The organism is Ruegeria sp. BB10, from assembly GCF_056535725.1.
In genome coordinates this window covers 3,638,482-3,655,837 of record NZ_JBQFIW010000001.1, presented here as the reverse complement: position 1 = coordinate 3,655,837, position 17,356 = coordinate 3,638,482, and the positions used below count along the sequence as shown (strand labels likewise).

The following is a 17,356-nucleotide window of genomic DNA, read 5'->3' as shown; positions in this document are numbered from 1 at the left end:
GAGACGTTAACCGGCTCCTCTTCCGGCTAGGTTTCTCATTCTGTGATTGTGAAGGGCTCCTCGAACCAATGCTCCTGAAGGTTGGGCCCGGTTCCAATTCGGTCGACCACTGCAAAAAGCCCGGGCGCGTGGAGCGGGGTCAGAACCCCATGCCACGTGTTGCGGTGATAATTCACGCCCTGCCCCGGTGCTGTTTTGAATGCGATAGGCTGTCCGGGGACTCCATCTTCGTCGGGCGCCACGACCACAACAAAGGGTTTGTCCGACAAGGGCAGAAAGGCCTGACTTCCATCCGGGTGACGTTCGACCATGTCCAGTTTGATCGGCAGGCTGAACGCCTCGGACTGAAACACGCTGATCCCGGCGCGCCCGTCACGGAAATCCAGCGCGGCGCGGTCATGATACCGCGCGCACTTGCCCTGATTGATGTATTTGTCCACATCACCAGCCACTTCGATGACATCGCCGAATGGCGCAAAGGCCTCGGACGTCAGGGGCAGAAGATTCAGGACAGTCGTCATCCCGCGAACTTCTCGATCAGGCGCAGTTCCGCGATCCGTTCGACCTGGCGGCAGGCTTCGGCAAATTCGGTGTCGCGGTCGCTGTCGATACGGCGGTTGAAGGCGTCTAGAATGCTGGCTTTCGTGTTGTCCTTGACCGCGATGATGAAGGGAAAGCCGAACTTGGTTGTGTATGCCTCGTTCAGCGCTGTGAAATTCGCGCGTTCTTCGTCCGTCAGCATATCCAGACCGGCCCCGGCCTGTTCAGCCGTGCTTTCCTTGGTCAGACGACCTGCCGCGGCAAGCTTGCCCGCCAGATCCGGGTGGGCAGTCAGAACACCCAGACGTTTTTCGGCAGAGGCCGTACGGAACACCCGCGCCAGCGCGTTGTGAACTCCGGCAGCATTGTCATGGGTCGGCCCAAGCTCCAGATCATACGCGCCTTCGGCAATCCACGGGCTGTGTTCGAATATGCCGCCGAATTCGGCAACAAAGGTGGGCTGGTCCATTTCGGACGGGGTGAGGCGTTGCATCGGGGGGTGTTCCTTTGCCCAGTGATCGGCAATCTGTTCGCGCGTCGCGAACCAGACACCGTCATGTTTCATGAAATGCTCCAACGCGCGTTTCAGCGCCATGGCGCGGCCCGGCCGGCCAATCAACCGACAATGCAGACCAATTGAGAGCATTTTGGGCGCACCGGCTTCGCCTTCGGCATACAGCATGTCGAAGCTGTCTTTCAGATAACTTTCGAACTGGTCGCCAGTGGTGAACCCCGCCTGAATCGCAAAGCGCATGTCGTTGCAGTCCAGCGTATAGGGCATGATCAACTGATCTTTGCCACCGGCCTTTGTCCAATAGGGCAAATCGTCGGCATAGCTGTCTGCGATATAGGCAAAGTCGCCTTCCTCGGCGGCCAGATCGACTGTATTCATCGAACAGCGGCCCGTGTACCAACCGCGCGGCGGCTGGCCCGTGACCTCGGTATGCAGACGGATCGCTTCGCGGATTTGCGCGCGTTCTTCGTCTGGGCTCATGTCTTTGTGTTCGATCCACTTCAGGCCATGGCTGGCGATCTCCCACCCTGCGTGTTTCATCGCTGCAAGCTGCGCCGGCGCACGGGCCAACGCGGTGGCAACGCCATAAACGGTTATAGGAGTGTCCTGCAAAAGCTGGTGAACGCGCCAGAATCCGGCACGGCTGCCGTATTCATAGATCGTCTCCATGTTCCAGTGTCTTTGGCCGGGCCAAGGGGCGGCACCGGTGACCTCGGACAAAAACGCTTCGGACGCGGCATCACCATGTAAGATGTTGTTTTCACCACCCTCTTCATAGTTCAGCACAATCTGAATCGCGATCTTGGCATCATTGGGCCAGTTGGCTTTGGGCACTTGCCCGCCATAGCCGGTCATATCTCGTGGATAACGCGTCACATCAATTTCCTTCTTCTTGAAATGATGAATACCCCAGATAATCGACGATGTTTTTCAAAAAATACAACAAAGAGTTTCGGCCAGTCAGCCTTTGCCTCTTGGGGAGTATTCGGATTAGTAATTTCCAAGTTTTATAGAGAGGCGCAAATGTCAGGTTACCTAACTACACATGTTCTGGACACGGCGCGGGGGTGCCCTGCCGAGGGTCTGAAAATCGAACTTTTTCGAATTGAGGGGACTGGCCGTACATTGCTGAAAACCCTGGTCACCAATGACGACGGCCGCACGGATGAACAAATCCTGCCCGAAGCCGAGTTTTCATTGGGCGAGTACGAATTGATTTTCTACGCCGGGGAATACTTGGACGCATCTGGCACTCCGCCCGAGGATCCACGTTTTCTGAACGTAATCCCAATCCGCTTCGGGATGTCCGAACAGTCGCATTACCATGTGCCGCTGCTTCTTTCGCCCTTCGGGTACTCAACCTATCGCGGCAGCTGAGCCGCCTTTTAGGGCGTGTTTGTCTCAGCAATCGTTGAACCAATACGCTCGATTATGAACTCCATGAACAGGCGTGTCTTGGGGTCCTGCATACGACGGTGGGTAAACAAACACGCCATTTGAATCGGTTCCGGTGGTGTTTTAACCGCGACCGGAACCAAAGTACCGGCGTTGAGGTACTTTGAAATCTCAAATACCGGCTTCAACGCGATGCCGTGCCCGGCCAAGGCCCAATCCGTCAACACGTCGCCATCGTCTGACTCGTACCGCCCTGAAACACGGAATCGCTTTGGTCCGGTTTCGGTTCTCAAAAGCCACTGGAATTCAGTGGCACCGGGAAACCGCAGGCTGAGGCATTCATGCCCGTTGGCGACAATATCGTCGCCACTTTCTGGCATCCCATGTTTCTTGATGTATTTCGGGGAAGCACACAGAACCCGTTCCACGTCAGCAATCTTTCGAATGCGCAAATTGCTGTCTTCGGGCTGACCAAGGAAGAAAGCCAAATCCAGGCCTTCGGTCGTGATATCCACATTTCGGTCAGTCAATCTGAGCCGAACATTCACCTCAGGGTATTCAGCCAGAAATTTTGGCACCTGCGGTGCTATCAGACGCCGACCAACCCCCAAGGGGGCGGCGATATACAGCGATCCCTTGAGGTTCTCGGTGATATTGACGATTTGCGCTTCGGCGTTCTGGACGGCTTCAAGAATTTCCGTCGCCCCCCGATAAAACGATTTTCCCTGTTCTGTCGGCGTCAGGCTGCGCGTTGTACGTTGAAACAGACGTACACCAAGATGTTCTTCAAGCTGGGAAATCCTAGCCGAGGTTACAGCCGGTGAAACCCGCAAATCGCGGCCCGCGGCAGACATGCTGCCCAATTCATAGACACGGACAAAAGTGCGGATGTTATCGAAGTAGGACATTTTTTTGCATTTTTTGATACTGCTTGGTCTTTCGCAGCAATACCAGAACAAACCTCTATCGCATAGAGTGCACAGGAACTTTGAACTTTAGGAGCAATGCCATGTACGACTTGGCCGTAATGTGGGAGTGGATCGCCTTTTCTGTCCGCTGGCTGCATGTGATCACCGCGATGGCGTGGATTGGCGCGTCATTCTATTTTATCGCGCTGGACCTCATGCTTAAGCCAAACCCTGCCCTACCGGACGGGGCTTATGGCGAGGAATGGGAAGTACATGGCGGCGGGTTCTATCACACCGTCAAGTACCTTGTGGCGCCTGCCCGGATGCCCGAACATCTGACCTGGCACAAATGGCAGAGCTATACGACCTGGCTATCTGGAGCGGCCCTTCTGATGATCATCTACTGGGTCGGCGGTGAGCTGTTCCTGCTTGATCCAACCAAGGTGGATTTGGCGCTGTGGCAAGGCATCCTGATCTCTGGCGGTTCACTGACTATCGGATGGTTGCTGTACGATCAGATGTGCAAATCCAAGCTCAGCGACCACCCGACCGTGTTGATGCTGTTGCTATTCGTGATCCTGGTGATCATGTCTTGGGGTTATAACCAGATCTTCACTGGCCGCGCTGCGCTCTTGCACCTTGGTGCGTTCACGGCAACGATCATGACGGCCAACGTGTTTTTTCAGATCATGCCGAACCAGCGGATCGTGGTCGAAGACCTCAAGGCCGGTCGGACGCCCGACGCGAAATACGGCAAGATCGCCAAGGTGCGTTCGACGCACAACAACTATCTGACCTTGCCGGTCGTGTTCCTGATGTTGTCGAACCACTACCCTCTGGCTTTCGGAACCGAGTATTCGTGGATCATTGCCAGCCTGATCTTCCTGACAGGCGTGACCATCCGGCATTACTTCAACACCATGCACTCGACCGGGGAAGGCCCGCACTGGACCTGGGCTGTCACGGTCATTCTCATGGTCATAATCGCTTGGCTGTCTTCGGTCAGGCCAACAGAAACATGGGAAGACGCCGAAGCCCGCGAGCTGACGCCATATGAACAGAAATATGCGTCAGCCGCCGGTTTTGAGGCCGCGTATGACACGGTGCTGGGCAATTGCTCCATGTGTCATGCGCGCGAGCCGGTCTACGGCACCATGAAATGGGCACCCAAGAAGGTTTACCTTGAAACACCCGGTGACGTGGCCCGGCAGGCCGACCAGATTTATCTGCAGGCTGGGATCAGCCACGCGATGCCGCCACCATCGGCGGTTCAGATGGATGAAGAAGCACGCCAGACCATTGTTGCGTGGATCAACGAAGTCAGAGATCAATAGCACCAACAGAGAAATTGGTGACAGGCAAACTGGGTTTTCATACCCAGTTTTTTGTTTTTCAGCCCGGCGCGAAAAAGCGTTTGCTGTGCTGAGCGATATGTTCGACGAAAAGGCGCACCTTGGGGTCCTGAAGCTTTTTATGCGGATAAAGGCACCCGAAAATCGTCGGCACTGGGGGTGTCTTCGGTAGGACCTCGACCAGTCGACCGTCCTCAAGATATTCCCGCACGTCAAAGCGTGGTTTGTTAACGATCCCTTTGCCCGCCAGCGCCCAGTCCGTCAGCACGTCCCCATCGTCCGCATCGTATTTACCGTGAACTTCCAGCTTTCGCGGTCCCATGTCGGTGTTGAGGGTCCAGAAGTATTCGGGCGATCTAGGATACCGCAGCAAAAGGCAGTTATGGGGCGTATGCAGAAGGTCATCCGGCGTATTGGGCACGCCAAAGTTCGACAGATATTCCGGAGACGCGCACAGCACGCGATCGCAATCCGCAAACTTTCGCAGTTTCATGGTGGAATCGCCGGGCTCACCGATAAAGAACGCGATGTCCAAACCGTCGGCCATCATGTCCACCTTGCGGTCCGAAAGACGCATGCGAATCTCTGTTTCGGGGTAGAGTTCTGAGAATTCCGGCACCAGAGGCGCGACGATTCTACGCCCGACACCCAGCGGCGCGGTGATGCGAATGGCACCTCGCGGGGCATCGGAAAAGCTGGCAACGCGCGCTTCGGCGTGATCGATCGCCAGCAGAACGGCTTTGGCCTCATCGTAGAAAACCGATCCAACTTCTGTTGGGGTCATCGACCGGGTGGTTCTGTTGAACAGCCGCACGCCCAAATGGTTCTCAAGCTCTTTCAATCGTTTGCTGGCCACCGCCGGGGTTAACCGCAGGTCGCGCCCGCCGGATGTAATGCTGCCCAGCTCCATCACTCTGACAAAAACACGCAGGCTTTCGATGTACGACATTCGATCCTCTCCTTGCGGAAAGACTGCGCCATGGCGTTTTCTTTTTCAACGATCCGTTGAAAGTATTTGCCGTTTCCGGCGATTTTAAGACTCAATCGTTGCGCCTATGGTCCCCCCGATCACCCACCTGAAAGGCAGGGGCATAGGGAGAATACCATGACGCATCGCACCGACATCCAATTTGTCCTGAATGGCAAGGATGTGTCCGTTCCAAACGTATCCGCAGACCAGACGCTTCTGGATTTCCTGCGGTTGGAGCGTCGGCTGACAGGCACAAAAGAAGGCTGCGCCGAGGGCGACTGTGGCGCGTGCACCGTTCTTGTTGGACGGCTTGGCGGTGAAGGTCTGGCCTATGTTCCCGTGAATGCCTGCATCCGGTTTCTTGCCTCGGTCAATGGCTGCCATGTCGTGACGGTTGAACACCTGTCCGGCCCGGACGGTCGTCTGCACCCGGTACAACAGGCGATGATTGATCACCACGGCAGCCAGTGCGGGTTCTGCACGCCGGGCTTCGTCATGGCGCTGTATGCACTGTGGATGCAAACGCCCGAGCCGACTAAAGCGCAGGTTGAAACCGCGCTGCAGGGCAACCTGTGTCGCTGCACCGGGTATGAGCCAATCATCCGTGCCGCCGTTGCCGTCAGCCGCTATGGCACCCCGGCATCGGACCACCTGAATACCGAACGTGAAACCATGACCGCACGTCTGGCCGCGCTCAAGGACGATCGGCGCGTTGTATCCGGGCCGGAAGACAACCTGAGCATTATCCCCTCCAGCGTTGATGACCTTGCCGATTGCCTGCAGACCTATCCCAAGGCCACGATCGTGGCCGGTGCCACGGATGTGGGTCTTTGGGTCACCAAATTCCTGCGTAACATCGGGCCTGCCATCTTCACCGGTCATCTCGAAGACCTGAAAACAGTCGAAAGACAGGGTTCCCTCCTCCTGATCGGTGCTGGCGCCAGCTACACCGATTGCCAGGAACTTCTGTCTGAACACCTGCCACACCTGTCCTCCTACTGGGATCGCATCGCAGGGTGGCAGGTGCGGAATATGGGAACCGTCGGCGGAAATATCGCCAATGGCTCGCCCATCGGGGATACGCCGCCGGTTCTTATCGCGCTTGGAGCGGAAATCACGCTGCGGCGCGGTTCTGAAAGCCGGACGCTGCCTCTCGCTGAATTCTTCATCGACTACGGAAAGCAAGACCGCCAACCCGATGAGTTCGTCGTAAGCATCCATGTGCCCCTGCCCGGACCCGATGATCTGAATGCAGCCTACAAGATTTCCAAACGTCGAGACGAGGACATCTCCTCGGTCGCTGCTGGCATTCACATGACGGTCACGGACGGCACCATCAGCAATGCGCGCATCGCATTCGGCGGTATGGCTGCCACGCCCAAGCGAGCCGCTGCTGCCGAGGCGGCGCTGAACGGTCAATCCTGGTCGCGGAAAAGCTTTGAGGCCGCCGCCGAGGCGCTGGCTGAAGATTTCAGCCCTCTCACCGATTGGCGCGCATCGTCTGACTACAGAATGCTATCCGCCCAAAACCTGCTGCGCCGCTTCTACCTTGAAAACGACGCCCAAACCGACGCCCCCGTTCAACTGGCTTGCGCCTGATAAGGAGACAATAAATGAAAGATAACGTTTCCATCACCGGGGCGGCCCACACCAATGTCAAACATGACAGCGCGATCAAGCATGTCACTGGACGGGCCGATTACACCGACGATATTGCCCAGCCCGAAGGCACGCTGCACGCGTATCTCGGCGTCTCGGACGTAGCGCACGCCAAGCTATTGGGCATCGACTTCACCGACGTTCTGGCCACGCCTGGCGTTGTCGGAGTGTTGACCGCGGATGATGTGCCGGGGGCCAATGATATCAGCCCGACACATCTGAACGATGAACCGGTTTTCCCGACCGATGCCATTCAGTTTCATGGGCAGCCTTTGTTTGCCGTTGTTGCCGAAACCCGCGACATCGCGCGCCGGGCCGCAGAACTGGCAAAAATCAACCACGAAACTCTGCCCCATGCGCTGGACCCGATTGCCGCGCAGGAGGCCGGTTACCCGCATGTCACGGCACCGCTCAAGCTGGAGCGCGGAGATGTCGCCCCGGCGCAGGCTACCGCCCCCAACCGGATCAAGGGCCGCATGAGCGTTGGCGGCCAGGATCACATGTACCTCGAGGGTCACATCGCCTTTGCCATTCCGGGCGAAGACGACGATGTGGTCGTGCATTGCTCAACCCAACACCCGTCCGAGGCGCAGCATATGGTGGCGCATGTCCTGGGCGTGCCGTCCAACGCCGTTGTGGTCAACGTGCGCCGTATGGGCGGTGGCTTTGGCGGCAAGGAAAGCCAGATGAACCTGTTCTGCGCGGTTGCTGCCATGGCTGCCAAAAAGTGGAACCGCGCCGTGAAAATCCGCCCCGACCGGGATCAGGACATGACGGCGACCGGCAAACGCCATGACTTTGTGATCGATTATGACGTCGCCTTTGACGATGATGGCCGCATTCAGGCTGTCGAAGGCAGCTTTGCCGCGCGCTGCGGGTTTTCAGCAGACCTTTCGGGGCCCGTGACCGACCGGGCGCTATTCCACGCGGACAACGCCTATTTCTATCCGAACGTGCGCCTGAACAGCCATCCGATGAAAACCAACACGGTTTCGAATACCGCATTCCGTGGGTTTGGCGGCCCCCAAGGCGTGATCGCGGCAGAGCGGATGATCGAAGAGATTGCCTATGCCACCGGACAGGACCCGCTGGATGTACGCAAGGCCAACTTCTACGGCACCACGGACCGCAACATCACCCCCTACCACCAAGAGGTCGAAGACAGCATTCTCGACCGGTTAATCGGAGAGCTGGAAGAGACATCGGAATATCGCAAGCGCCGTCAGGAGATCATCGAATTCAACAAGACGTCGCCAATCCTGAAAAAAGGCATCGCGCTGACACCAGTCAAATTCGGCATTTCCTTTACAGCGACTTGGTACAATCAGGCTGGCGCACTGGTGCATGTCTACAATGACGGTTCGATCCACCTAAACCACGGTGGCACCGAAATGGGGCAAGGCCTGAACACCAAGGTCGCGCAGGTCGTGGCCGAAGCCTTTCAGGTCGATTTCAGCCGGATCAAGATCACCAAAACGACCACCGAGAAGGTTCCCAACACCTCAGCCACGGCTGCCTCGAGCGGGACTGATCTGAACGGCATGGCTGCGTTGAACGCGGTCGAGCAGATCAAAGCGCGTCTGGTGAAATTCGCCGCTGAGAACTGGGATGTTACACCCGAGAACGTGGCCTTCCACGCCAATCAGGTGCATATCGGCGACGAAGTTCTGCCTTTCGACACGTTCATCAAACAGGCCTATCTAGCACGTGTGCAACTTTCGGCGGCCGGGTTCTACAAGACGCCGAAAATCCACTGGGATCGGGCCAAAGGACAAGGCCGCCCGTTCTACTATTACTCCTATGGCGCGTCCTGTTCGGAAGTGACAATTGACACCCTGACTGGTGAGTATCGGGTAGAGCGTACTGATCTTTTGCACGACGTTGGACGCTCGTTGAACCCTGTGCTGGACAAGGGCCAGGTCGAAGGCGCGTTTATACAGGGCATGGGGTGGCTGACCACCGAAGAGCTTTGGTGGGACGACGCGGGCCGTCTGCGCACCCATGCGCCGTCGACCTACAAAATTCCGCTCGCGTCCGACCGTCCGCGCATCTTCAATGTGAACCTCGCCGACTGGTCGGAAAACCGCGAGCTGACCATCAAACGCTCCAAAGCTGTCGGAGAACCGCCGTTCATGCTGGGCATTTCGGTGTTCGAGGCGCTGTCAATGGCCGTGGCCTCTGTCGCTGATTACCGCGAATGCCCGCGCCTTGACGCGCCAGCCACTCCGGAACGTGTGCTGATGGCAGTTGCGCGGCTGCAAGCGGGGCCCTGAGCCATGACTGCCCCCGGTTCCCTTAGCGAATTCCTGTCCACGCAGCACAGTGTGATCTGCATTGCGCTGACACGCGTGCGCGGGTCGTCGCCGCGCAACGAAGGGACCGAGATGTTCGTGGCACCCGGGGCACTGTGGGGAACCATCGGTGGTGGCCAATTGGAGTTCATGGCCATCAACGCCGCCCGCGACATGCTGCGCGACGGGGTGTTGCATCAGGATCTGGATGTGCCGCTTGGCCCGGAAATCGGCCAGTGCTGCGGTGGGCGGGTCGAGATGAAACTGACCCGCATGCGTGCGTCCGACAAATGGGCCGCCACAGAACGCGCGACCCCGCGCGACGAGGCTTTGCCACACGTCTATGTCATGGGCGCAGGTCACGTGGGGCGCGCTTTGGCCAATCAGTTTCAGCATCTGCCGGTGCGCTGCATCCTCGTCGACACTCGACCCGAAGAGGTCGAGCTTTGCACAGCCAATGTCGAAACCCGCGTCAGCGCGATCCCCGAGACGGATATCTGGGGTGCGCCTGCAGGCAGCGCCTTTATCGTTCTGACTCACGATCACGGGCTTGATTTCCTGCTGACATCCGCCGCACTGGAACGTCAGGACGCCGCTTATGTGGGGATGATCGGATCCGCCACCAAGCGAGTGAAACTTAGGAACTGGGCGCACAAACACTGTGACGGACAGTCTATCGAACACTTGAAATGCCCTATCGGGGCAAGCGGTAGCCGCGACAAGCGGCCCAGCGTCATCGCCACCTTCGTGGTGGCCGAGGTGATGGCTGAATTGACCTCTGAAACTGCCGCGACCGCCCCGACCGGGGCAAACCAGGCGCCCCTGCGGGGCCACCATCACGACCGGAAAGGGAGATCGGCCTGACATCTGTCGGGCCATTCCGGTCACATCAGAGGAGGAGACCGTCATGGACGGGAGGACCTACGAATACAAGCTGTTTACCCGCAGCGACTTCAGCGCTTTCTGGGCGCTGTTTACTGACAACCTCGTGAATCTGCTGATCCTTTCCGGGGTCTGCCAGTTCGTGTTTCAGATGCCCGCCGAAATCGTGTTTGGCCGCATTGTTCCCGGTGCCGCCGTCGCGATTTTGGCCGGTGTTGCCGTTTATACGTACCTCGCCAAATGGGCCGCAAACAAACGGGGTGAAGACGTCACCGCCTTGCCCTACGGCATCTCGACTCCGGTTATGTTCGTCTACTTGTTCGGTGTGATCGGACCCATCTACTGGGCGACCAATGATCCCATGCTGGCATGGCAAGTGGGCATTGGCGCCGGGTTCATGGGCGGCATCGTTGCGGCCTTGGGTGCCATTGTCGGGCCTTATCTGAAGCGGATCACGCCGCGCGCCGGGATGCTGGGCACGCTGTGCGGTATTGCGCTGGTCTTTATCGGTTCCGTTCCGTTGGCCGAGGTGTTCGAAAACCCCATCATCGGCTTCACGTCGCTGCTGTTTATCCTGTGGGGTCTGATCGGGCGTTTTCGCCTGCCGGGCAATGTTCCGGCCGGTCTGGTCGCAATTGCTGCCGGTACGGTGATTGCTATCATCCTTGGTGAATCCAAAATCGACGTCAGCGGCATCGGCTTTTACCCGCCGGTCCCCTATTTCGGTGACCTCATCGCCGGTGTGCAATACCTGTTCGCCAACCCCGAGCTGTTCCTGGTGCTGATCCCGGTACAAATCTACAACTTCATCGAAACCATGAACAACGTGGAATCTGCCGAGGCTGCAGGCGACCACTACCCGGTTGGACTGTGCCAAGTAACGGACGGCGCAGGCACAATGTTGGGTGCGCTTTTTGGTTCGCCCTTCCCGACAACCGTTTACATCGGGCACCCTGCCTACAAGCGGCTTGATGCTCATGCCGGTTACATCGTTGGTGTGGCTGTTGTGATCGCTGCCGCCGCTTTCCTGGGCTTCTTGTCCTTCCTTGCGGGCCTGATCCCGATTGCCGCCGCGGCTCCGGTCCTGGTCTTTGTTTCGGTCAGCCTGATCACCAACACGGCCTGGGCTGTAAAGCCGATGCACATGGCTGCCGTATCCTTTGCGATCCTGCCTCACATCTCGGCCTTCCTGATGGTCAAGTGGGGGTCTCTGATGAACGCTCTGCGCAGCACCGGTGTCGAGGGACTGCCCTCGCTGGGTGACGAAGGCCTGACCGCAGCACTACTGATGGAAGGTGCCCATTACGAAGGACACCTTGCCCTGAGCCAAGGCGCGATCATCACTGGTCTGGTCTGGGGTGCCATTGTGGCCGACGTAATCGACGGCCGGTTCCGGATGGCGGGCGCGTTTGCTGTCGCTGGTGGGCTGATGTCCTCTGTTGGGATCATCCATTCCTACACGTTGCAGGTGCCTCAGTTCGACGGGATCACCATTGGTTACTTGATCATCGGCGCGTTCCTCTACGTCTATCCGATGTTCGCACCCAAAGAGGATCTTGAGCATCGTGTAATCGTACCGGATGAGCCTGATCTGATCGACGACGACTCACCTGCACAACAGGCCTAATCCATAGCGGGGCAGTCGCAGGGCTGCCCCCTACTCTTTCCCTATCCTACAAACGAGACCTTTCATGACACAGAGATTGCTTCGCGGTCGTCTGCTGACCTTTCATCGCGAACCCCTAAGCGGCGAAGATTCCGGCGCGTATACCTATCTTGAGGACGGCGCCCTGCTGATCCAGGACGGAATCATTCAGGATACCGGACCCTTCGCCGAGATCAGCGCGAAAGCCGGGGATGTGCCTGTGACAGACCACCGCCCGCACCTGATGATGGCCGGTTTTATCGACACGCATATTCACTTCCCCCAAGTGCAGGTGATCGCCTCATGGGGCGCACAGCTTTTGGACTGGCTCAACAATTACACCTTCCCGGAAGAAACCCGTTTTGCCTCGGATGCACACAGCGCGAACATGGCGCGAGCATTCTACGATCAACTCGTCACCCACGGCACCACGACCGCCGTGGCCTATTGCTCGGTCCACAAAACCTCGGCAGATGCGTTCTTTACAGAAGCAACCAGACGAAACATGCGCATGCTTGGTGGTAAGATCCTGATGGACCGCAATGCGCCAGAAGGTCTGCAGGACACGCCGCAAACCGGGTACGACGACACCAAGGCGCTGATTGCGGACTGGCATGGCAGGGGCCGCAACGGCTATGTCATCACACCTCGGTTCGCGATCACATCGACGCCGGAACAGATGGCCATGACGCAGTCCTTGGCGCAGGAGCATCCGGATTGTCACATCCAGACGCATCTGTCGGAAAACAAAGATGAGATTGCCTTTACCAAGCAGCTTTATCCGCAGGCGCGCGATTATCTGGATGTCTACCAATCCTTTGGTCTGCTGGGGCAAAAGACTCTGTTGGGGCACTCGATCCATCTGGAGGCACGCGAGATCGACGCGCTTGCAGAAACCGGTGCACATCCCGTGTTTTGCCCGACCTCGAACCTGTTCCTGGGCAGCGGCCTCTTTGATCATGGCGGGCTGAGCGCGCGCGGTATCTCGAACGGGATCGCAACGGATGTCGGTGCTGGCACCAGCTACTCGATGCTGCAAACCTTGAACGAAGGGTACAAGATTCTGCAATTGCAAGGGCTGGCTCTGCATCCCCTGCAGGCCTTCCACTGGGCTACGCGCGGTAATGCCTGCGTTCTGGGTCTGGAAGACAAAATCGGAAACCTCGACCCCGGAACCGAGGCGGATGTCGTTGTTCTGAACGCCCGCAGCACCCCCGCCATGGCCCTGCGTATGGATCGCGTTGGCAGTCTTGCAGAAGAATTGTTCGTCCTGCAGATGATGGGAGACGATCGCGCTGTTGAAGAGGTCTATGTATCAGGTACGCCCAGCAAGTCTGTGACCGGCCAATCCTCCGAAACCAACTTTGCGTTCGATCCCGCGTAAATGATAACTGACCTGTGTTTGGCCGTTCCGTGACCGGTTAACGGCCAAGCATTTCAACGAACTGCCGGTGCAGCCCGATGCGGCCCGGCGCAACTAACGATCCTTTCCGCTTTTCATCATTACTAACCGGGATCACGTTTTCACCGCTCTCAGTTCGAAAAATAAATTGTCATGGTTGACAAAGTATTTTTCTCGCTTATTTGTCATTCGTGACAATAAACGAGATCCTGATGCCCAGACCTTCGCTAAAAGACCAAAGATCGCACGAAATACTCGACGCCTATCTAACCTGCGTGGCGCGGTTCGGGCTGGAAGGCGCGACCCAGGCGCGGATCGCCGATGAAGCCGGCGTCAAGCGACCGCTCTTACGCCATTACCTTGGAAACAAGGACGAAATGATAACCGCGCTGGCCGAATACGTGATTGCCGGATTTACCGCGTCATTGGACGGTTTGCGTCGGGCTTTGCCAGACACGGCGACACCTTCGGACCTGGTGGACACCTTGTTTTCCGAAGATAGCGGAACCGATCCACGGCTGATGCTGGCCTATCAGGCACTGGTCACCACAGTGCCCGATCGCCCCGATCTGCGCCAAGGTCTGATGGACAGCCTCACGGATTTCTTCGACGTGGTCGAAGCAATCCTGCGGCGCGCGGCACCAATGGCACCAGACGCAAGCATACGCGCAGCAACACAGGGCATTTCGGCAATCTTTGTCAGTATGGACGCCCTGTCCCCGCTGGACCCGCCCGAAGCATGGCGCGCCGAATTGAAACTGGCCGCCTCTCTACTGGCATCGACACTGGAGGCTAAAGTATGACCCCGACGCGAACGGTGAACTACATTGCCCTGCCCATCCTGCTGGTAGCCACTGTGTTTGGTCTCTACTGGGTTTGGGGGCTGCTCTTTGTCTGGTGGATCGTCCCAACCATCATGAACGGACAAGCCTTTCTGGTGTTCGAAATTAACCGCGACGATGACCCGATTCTGTACTGGGCCATCGTCGGCCTCTGGGCTGTGCTGGGTCTGATGATGATCGCCGCCAGCCTGTTTCCCCAATATGCCCATCTTCTTGCCTGAGGTACTCTGATGACCAAAATGTATCACCATCTACCGGTTGAAGCTTACACCTCGCAGGACTGGTTCGACCGCGAACAGCGCCAGATCTTCTCGCGCACTTGGCGTTTTGCCGGGCTGGTCGAAGATATCGAAGGACCGGGCCATTACCTGTCGGTTCAGGCCGGGCTGAACAATCTGTTCATCGTCATGGGGCGCGATCACCGGCTGCGCGCCTTTCACAACATCTGCCGGCATCGGGGTACCCAGTTGATCCGCGCGGTCGGCAAGACACAAAAAGCGCTGACCTGCCCTTATCACGACTGGACCTATGATCTTGAGGGCAACCTGATCTCGGTCCCGGATGAGGCCTCTGAATTTCCCGGCGGCGTCGACAAATCCTGTCTTGGCCTCAAACCGGCCAGCGTGGATGTCTGGCGCGGGATGCTGTTCGTGCATCCGGACCCTGACGCCCCCACCCTTGCTGAATGGTTCGGAGAGGTCGATCCCCTGTTGGGCCCGCACAAGCCCGAGGAACTGGTCGAGTATACCGACGGGCGCAACACCTATGAAATCAAAGCCAACTGGAAGATCGTTGTCGAGAATTACATCGATGTCTACCACTTGAGCCATCTGCATTCGAATACGCTGCATATGTATGACCATGCCAAGGCGGAATACGGATGGAAGGGGCCGCATTACCACTTTTGGGAACCCCCGTCCGAGGCCTACGCGAAGGACCACGAAGCCAAACTTCCTATGCCGCGTGTGATCGCTGAACCTCATACCGGTGCGTGGGTTCCTATGCTGTTTCCCGGCATTGGTATCGGGGCCAGCGAAGAAAGCTGGAATCTGTTCATCATCACACCGTTGGCCCCCGATCTGACACGGATCGAAAACCGCACAAAGGTTGCCAACGCTTCGAACTGGGAGTTCCAGAAGCAACAGTGGAAAAGCGCCGGCTTTTGGAGGGATTTTGGCGGCCCGAAATATCAAGGCGACGATGCAGCAGGCGCAGATGATCCGATGGCATCGGGCGATTTCACGACCGAAGATATCTATGCCTGCGAACAGCAGCAGAAATCGCTGAAAAGTCCGTATCTGGAAATCGGCCCCGCTGGGATTGGCGAAAGCCCGATCACGCAGCACCAGAAAGCGGTGCTGGATTTCATGCAAGACAGCTGAATGCCCCGGAGATTGATCATGAAACCAATCCAAGCCACCCTGATCGGAGTTGCGCTTGCATCGGCTCTGGTGCTGACGGCGCAAGCTGACGCACCGGAAGACATTGCCGCGCGTATCCTACAAGCGCAGGATGAACAAAGCCTGCTTGCCACCTGGAGCGATTGGCACCCCGATGCCACGCATCAGATCATCCTCAAATACGGGATGGGGCAGCCGGACGACGTGTTCACGTACCGTGTCGGGGATGACACCGACGCGGAAGACCCCGAGATCGCGAAGGCGTTGGAAGGTTACTCAGAAACAGCCCGATCAGCGCCCGTGATTTCATCGCGCACCGAGGATGGCGTGTCGCACGTCACCGCCGTGACCGATGTCGATTATGATTGGCAGGGATACAGCGGCAGAATGCGTCAGACAGACAACTTTGTCTTTGCGCCTTATCTTGGCGGGACGGTGATCCAGTCCTTGACCACGACCTATGATTACCGATGACGGGACCTTGTTATGCAACGTGACTTTCATACCCTGACCGTGTCCGACACTCGCCGAGAGATCGGCGGCGCGGCCACCAGTGTAACTTTCGACGTCCCGCCCGATCTGACCGATCTGTTTCAATGGACGGCCGGGCAACATCTGACGCTCAGGTTTCAGATTGCCGGTGCGGAGCAAAGGCGCAGCTATACCATCTCGAACCCGCCGGGATCGGCGCTGCGTATCACGGTCAAGCGCGTAAAGGATGGGATCGTTTCCAACCACATAGGCGACACCCTGTCGCCCGGTGGCACGGTCGAGGTCATGCCCCCATTCGGGCATTTCACCTTACAGCCCGGAGCCCTGAAACGCCGCACCCACTATTTCTTTGGAGCCGGCAGCGGTATCACGCCGCTTTACGCGATGATCAATTCCGTTCTGACCGATGAACCCCATTCTTCGGCCCATCTGGTCTTTGGCAATGCCAATGTGAACAGCATCATTTTCCAGGATGAGCTTGAGCAGTTGCTGGAACAACATCCGAACCAGTTCACCCTACGCCATGTCCTGTCGCACCCCTCCATGCTCAGCTGGTTTTCACCGTGGCGCACAGGGCGGTTGGACGCAGATGTCATTCAGGCGGCAATCACTGAAACGCCTCCGGTGGCGCAAGACACTCACTATTGGATCTGCGGCCCCGGCAGTATGAATACGGATATCCGGGCGGCGCTGCGGAATCTGGATGTGCCAGACGATCGCATCCACATGGAAAGCTTCGGCGGAGACGCCCAAGACGACCTGAGCGAACCCGGCATGGCCGCAACCGCCCGGATCAGGCTTGACGGCAAGGTCTCGGAGGTGCCTGTTGCTGCTGGGCAAACCCTCCTTGACGCGGCGATTGCAGCCGGTCTGAACCCACCGTTCAGCTGCCAATCCGGTGTGTGTGGTGCCTGCGTCGCCCAGCTTGAGGACGGCGCCGTTCATATGCGCAACCGGATGGCTCTGGAGGATCGTGACGTCGAGAAGGGGTTGATCCTGTGTTGTCAAAGCGTCGCAACACAAAAGGAGCTATCCCTGCAGTTCGAAGATTAGGTTATGTCAGG

Annotated in this window: 16 protein-coding genes; 12 read left to right on the top strand and 4 right to left on the bottom strand. The window is 57.7% G+C overall.

Annotated features, from left to right (window positions below):
- Positions 1–35 precede the first annotated feature (35 nt).
- Positions 36–521: an ureidoglycolate lyase gene (locus ACR3EP_RS18650; protein WP_170350893.1), complete on the bottom strand. Its 486-nt coding sequence runs from the start codon at positions 519–521 to the stop codon at positions 36–38.
- Complete coding sequence (gene puuE, locus ACR3EP_RS18645; RefSeq protein ID WP_480638938.1) at positions 518–1,930, bottom strand: allantoinase PuuE; 1,413 nt, start codon at positions 1,928–1,930, stop codon at positions 518–520. Before puuE ends, ACR3EP_RS18650 begins: the two co-directional genes overlap by 4 nt.
- Positions 1,931–2,077: 147 nt before the next feature.
- On the opposite strand from puuE, the gene uraH reads away from it, so the two are divergent.
- Positions 2,078–2,431, top strand: a complete 354-nt coding sequence (uraH, locus tag ACR3EP_RS18640) for a hydroxyisourate hydrolase (protein WP_170362092.1) — start codon at positions 2,078–2,080, stop codon at positions 2,429–2,431.
- 8 nt (positions 2,432–2,439) lie between these two features.
- Here uraH and ACR3EP_RS18635 read toward each other — a convergent pair whose 3' ends face one another.
- Positions 2,440–3,357 carry a LysR family transcriptional regulator gene (locus ACR3EP_RS18635; RefSeq protein ID WP_170350890.1) on the bottom strand — a complete coding sequence of 306 codons (918 nt, stop codon included), beginning with the start codon at positions 3,355–3,357 and terminating at the stop codon, positions 2,440–2,442.
- A gap of 101 nt (positions 3,358–3,458) precedes the next feature.
- Between ACR3EP_RS18635 and ACR3EP_RS18630 the strand changes: the two genes are divergently transcribed.
- Positions 3,459–4,691 (top strand): urate hydroxylase PuuD, encoded by a 1,233-nt coding sequence (locus ACR3EP_RS18630; RefSeq protein ID WP_170362091.1) that lies wholly within the window; start codon positions 3,459–3,461, stop codon positions 4,689–4,691.
- A gap of 58 nt (positions 4,692–4,749) precedes the next feature.
- Here ACR3EP_RS18630 and ACR3EP_RS18625 read toward each other — a convergent pair whose 3' ends face one another.
- Positions 4,750–5,658 carry a LysR family transcriptional regulator gene (locus ACR3EP_RS18625; protein WP_170362090.1) on the bottom strand — a complete coding sequence of 303 codons (909 nt, stop codon included), beginning with the start codon at positions 5,656–5,658 and terminating at the stop codon, positions 4,750–4,752.
- A gap of 156 nt (positions 5,659–5,814) precedes the next feature.
- On the opposite strand from ACR3EP_RS18625, the gene xdhA reads away from it, so the two are divergent.
- The 10 genes from xdhA (at position 5,815) to ACR3EP_RS18575 (ending at position 17,345) form a co-directional block, all read left to right on the top strand.
- Positions 5,815–7,278, top strand: a complete 1,464-nt coding sequence (xdhA, locus tag ACR3EP_RS18620; protein WP_480638937.1) for a xanthine dehydrogenase small subunit — start codon at positions 5,815–5,817, stop codon at positions 7,276–7,278.
- A 14-nt stretch (positions 7,279–7,292) separates the two neighbouring features.
- Positions 7,293–9,611 (top strand): xanthine dehydrogenase molybdopterin binding subunit, encoded by a 2,319-nt coding sequence (xdhB, locus tag ACR3EP_RS18615; RefSeq protein ID WP_480638936.1) that lies wholly within the window; start codon positions 7,293–7,295, stop codon positions 9,609–9,611.
- A 3-nt stretch (positions 9,612–9,614) separates the two neighbouring features.
- Positions 9,615–10,493 carry a xanthine dehydrogenase accessory protein XdhC gene (gene xdhC, locus ACR3EP_RS18610; protein ID WP_480638935.1) on the top strand — a complete coding sequence of 293 codons (879 nt, stop codon included), beginning with the start codon at positions 9,615–9,617 and terminating at the stop codon, positions 10,491–10,493.
- Positions 10,494–10,536: 43 nt separating this feature from the next.
- Positions 10,537–12,138, top strand: a complete 1,602-nt coding sequence (locus tag ACR3EP_RS18605; RefSeq protein WP_170350884.1) for a xanthine/uracil/vitamin C permease — start codon at positions 10,537–10,539, stop codon at positions 12,136–12,138.
- Positions 12,139–12,202: 64 nt separating this feature from the next.
- Positions 12,203–13,540: a guanine deaminase gene (guaD, locus tag ACR3EP_RS18600; protein ID WP_480638934.1), complete on the top strand. Its 1,338-nt coding sequence runs from the start codon at positions 12,203–12,205 to the stop codon at positions 13,538–13,540.
- A 230-nt stretch (positions 13,541–13,770) separates the two neighbouring features.
- Positions 13,771–14,361 (top strand): TetR/AcrR family transcriptional regulator, encoded by a 591-nt coding sequence (locus tag ACR3EP_RS18595; protein WP_480638933.1) that lies wholly within the window; start codon positions 13,771–13,773, stop codon positions 14,359–14,361.
- On the top strand, positions 14,358–14,621 hold the full coding sequence (locus ACR3EP_RS18590; protein ID WP_480638932.1) for a hypothetical protein: 264 nt from the start codon (positions 14,358–14,360) through the stop codon (positions 14,619–14,621). The genes ACR3EP_RS18595 and ACR3EP_RS18590 overlap by 4 nt, the downstream gene beginning before the upstream one ends.
- 9 nt (positions 14,622–14,630) lie before the next feature.
- Positions 14,631–15,782 (top strand): aromatic ring-hydroxylating oxygenase subunit alpha, encoded by a 1,152-nt coding sequence (locus ACR3EP_RS18585; protein WP_170362084.1) that lies wholly within the window; start codon positions 14,631–14,633, stop codon positions 15,780–15,782.
- An 18-nt stretch (positions 15,783–15,800) separates the two neighbouring features.
- Positions 15,801–16,274 (top strand): hypothetical protein, encoded by a 474-nt coding sequence (locus tag ACR3EP_RS18580; RefSeq protein ID WP_480638931.1) that lies wholly within the window; start codon positions 15,801–15,803, stop codon positions 16,272–16,274.
- A gap of 12 nt (positions 16,275–16,286) precedes the next feature.
- Entirely contained in the window at positions 16,287–17,345 is a 1,059-nt protein-coding gene (locus ACR3EP_RS18575) for a 2Fe-2S iron-sulfur cluster-binding protein (protein WP_480638930.1), read from the top strand.
- The last annotated feature ends 11 nt before the right edge of the window (positions 17,346–17,356 follow it).

Excerpts from the sequence above, each read along its gene's own strand:
- ACR3EP_RS18650 (WP_170350893.1), bottom strand. The coding sequence starts at position 521 with ATGACGACTGTCCTGAATCTTCTGCCCCTGACGTCCGAGGCCTTTGCG.
- uraH (WP_170362092.1), top strand. The coding sequence starts at position 2,078 with ATGTCAGGTTACCTAACTACACATGTTCTGGACACGGCGCGGGGGTGC.
- ACR3EP_RS18635 (WP_170350890.1), bottom strand. The coding sequence starts at position 3,357 with ATGTCCTACTTCGATAACATCCGCACTTTTGTCCGTGTCTATGAATTG.
- ACR3EP_RS18630 (WP_170362091.1), top strand. The coding sequence starts at position 3,459 with ATGTACGACTTGGCCGTAATGTGGGAGTGGATCGCCTTTTCTGTCCGC.
- ACR3EP_RS18625 (WP_170362090.1), bottom strand. The coding sequence starts at position 5,658 with ATGTCGTACATCGAAAGCCTGCGTGTTTTTGTCAGAGTGATGGAGCTG.
- xdhA (WP_480638937.1), top strand. The coding sequence starts at position 5,815 with ATGACGCATCGCACCGACATCCAATTTGTCCTGAATGGCAAGGATGTG.
- xdhB (WP_480638936.1), top strand. The coding sequence starts at position 7,293 with ATGAAAGATAACGTTTCCATCACCGGGGCGGCCCACACCAATGTCAAA.
- xdhC (WP_480638935.1), top strand. The coding sequence starts at position 9,615 with ATGACTGCCCCCGGTTCCCTTAGCGAATTCCTGTCCACGCAGCACAGT.
- ACR3EP_RS18605 (WP_170350884.1), top strand. The coding sequence starts at position 10,537 with ATGGACGGGAGGACCTACGAATACAAGCTGTTTACCCGCAGCGACTTC.
- guaD (WP_480638934.1), top strand. The coding sequence starts at position 12,203 with ATGACACAGAGATTGCTTCGCGGTCGTCTGCTGACCTTTCATCGCGAA.
- ACR3EP_RS18595 (WP_480638933.1), top strand. The coding sequence starts at position 13,771 with ATGCCCAGACCTTCGCTAAAAGACCAAAGATCGCACGAAATACTCGAC.
- ACR3EP_RS18590 (WP_480638932.1), top strand. The coding sequence starts at position 14,358 with ATGACCCCGACGCGAACGGTGAACTACATTGCCCTGCCCATCCTGCTG.
- ACR3EP_RS18585 (WP_170362084.1), top strand. The coding sequence starts at position 14,631 with ATGACCAAAATGTATCACCATCTACCGGTTGAAGCTTACACCTCGCAG.
- ACR3EP_RS18580 (WP_480638931.1), top strand. The coding sequence starts at position 15,801 with ATGAAACCAATCCAAGCCACCCTGATCGGAGTTGCGCTTGCATCGGCT.
- ACR3EP_RS18575 (WP_480638930.1), top strand. The coding sequence starts at position 16,287 with ATGCAACGTGACTTTCATACCCTGACCGTGTCCGACACTCGCCGAGAG.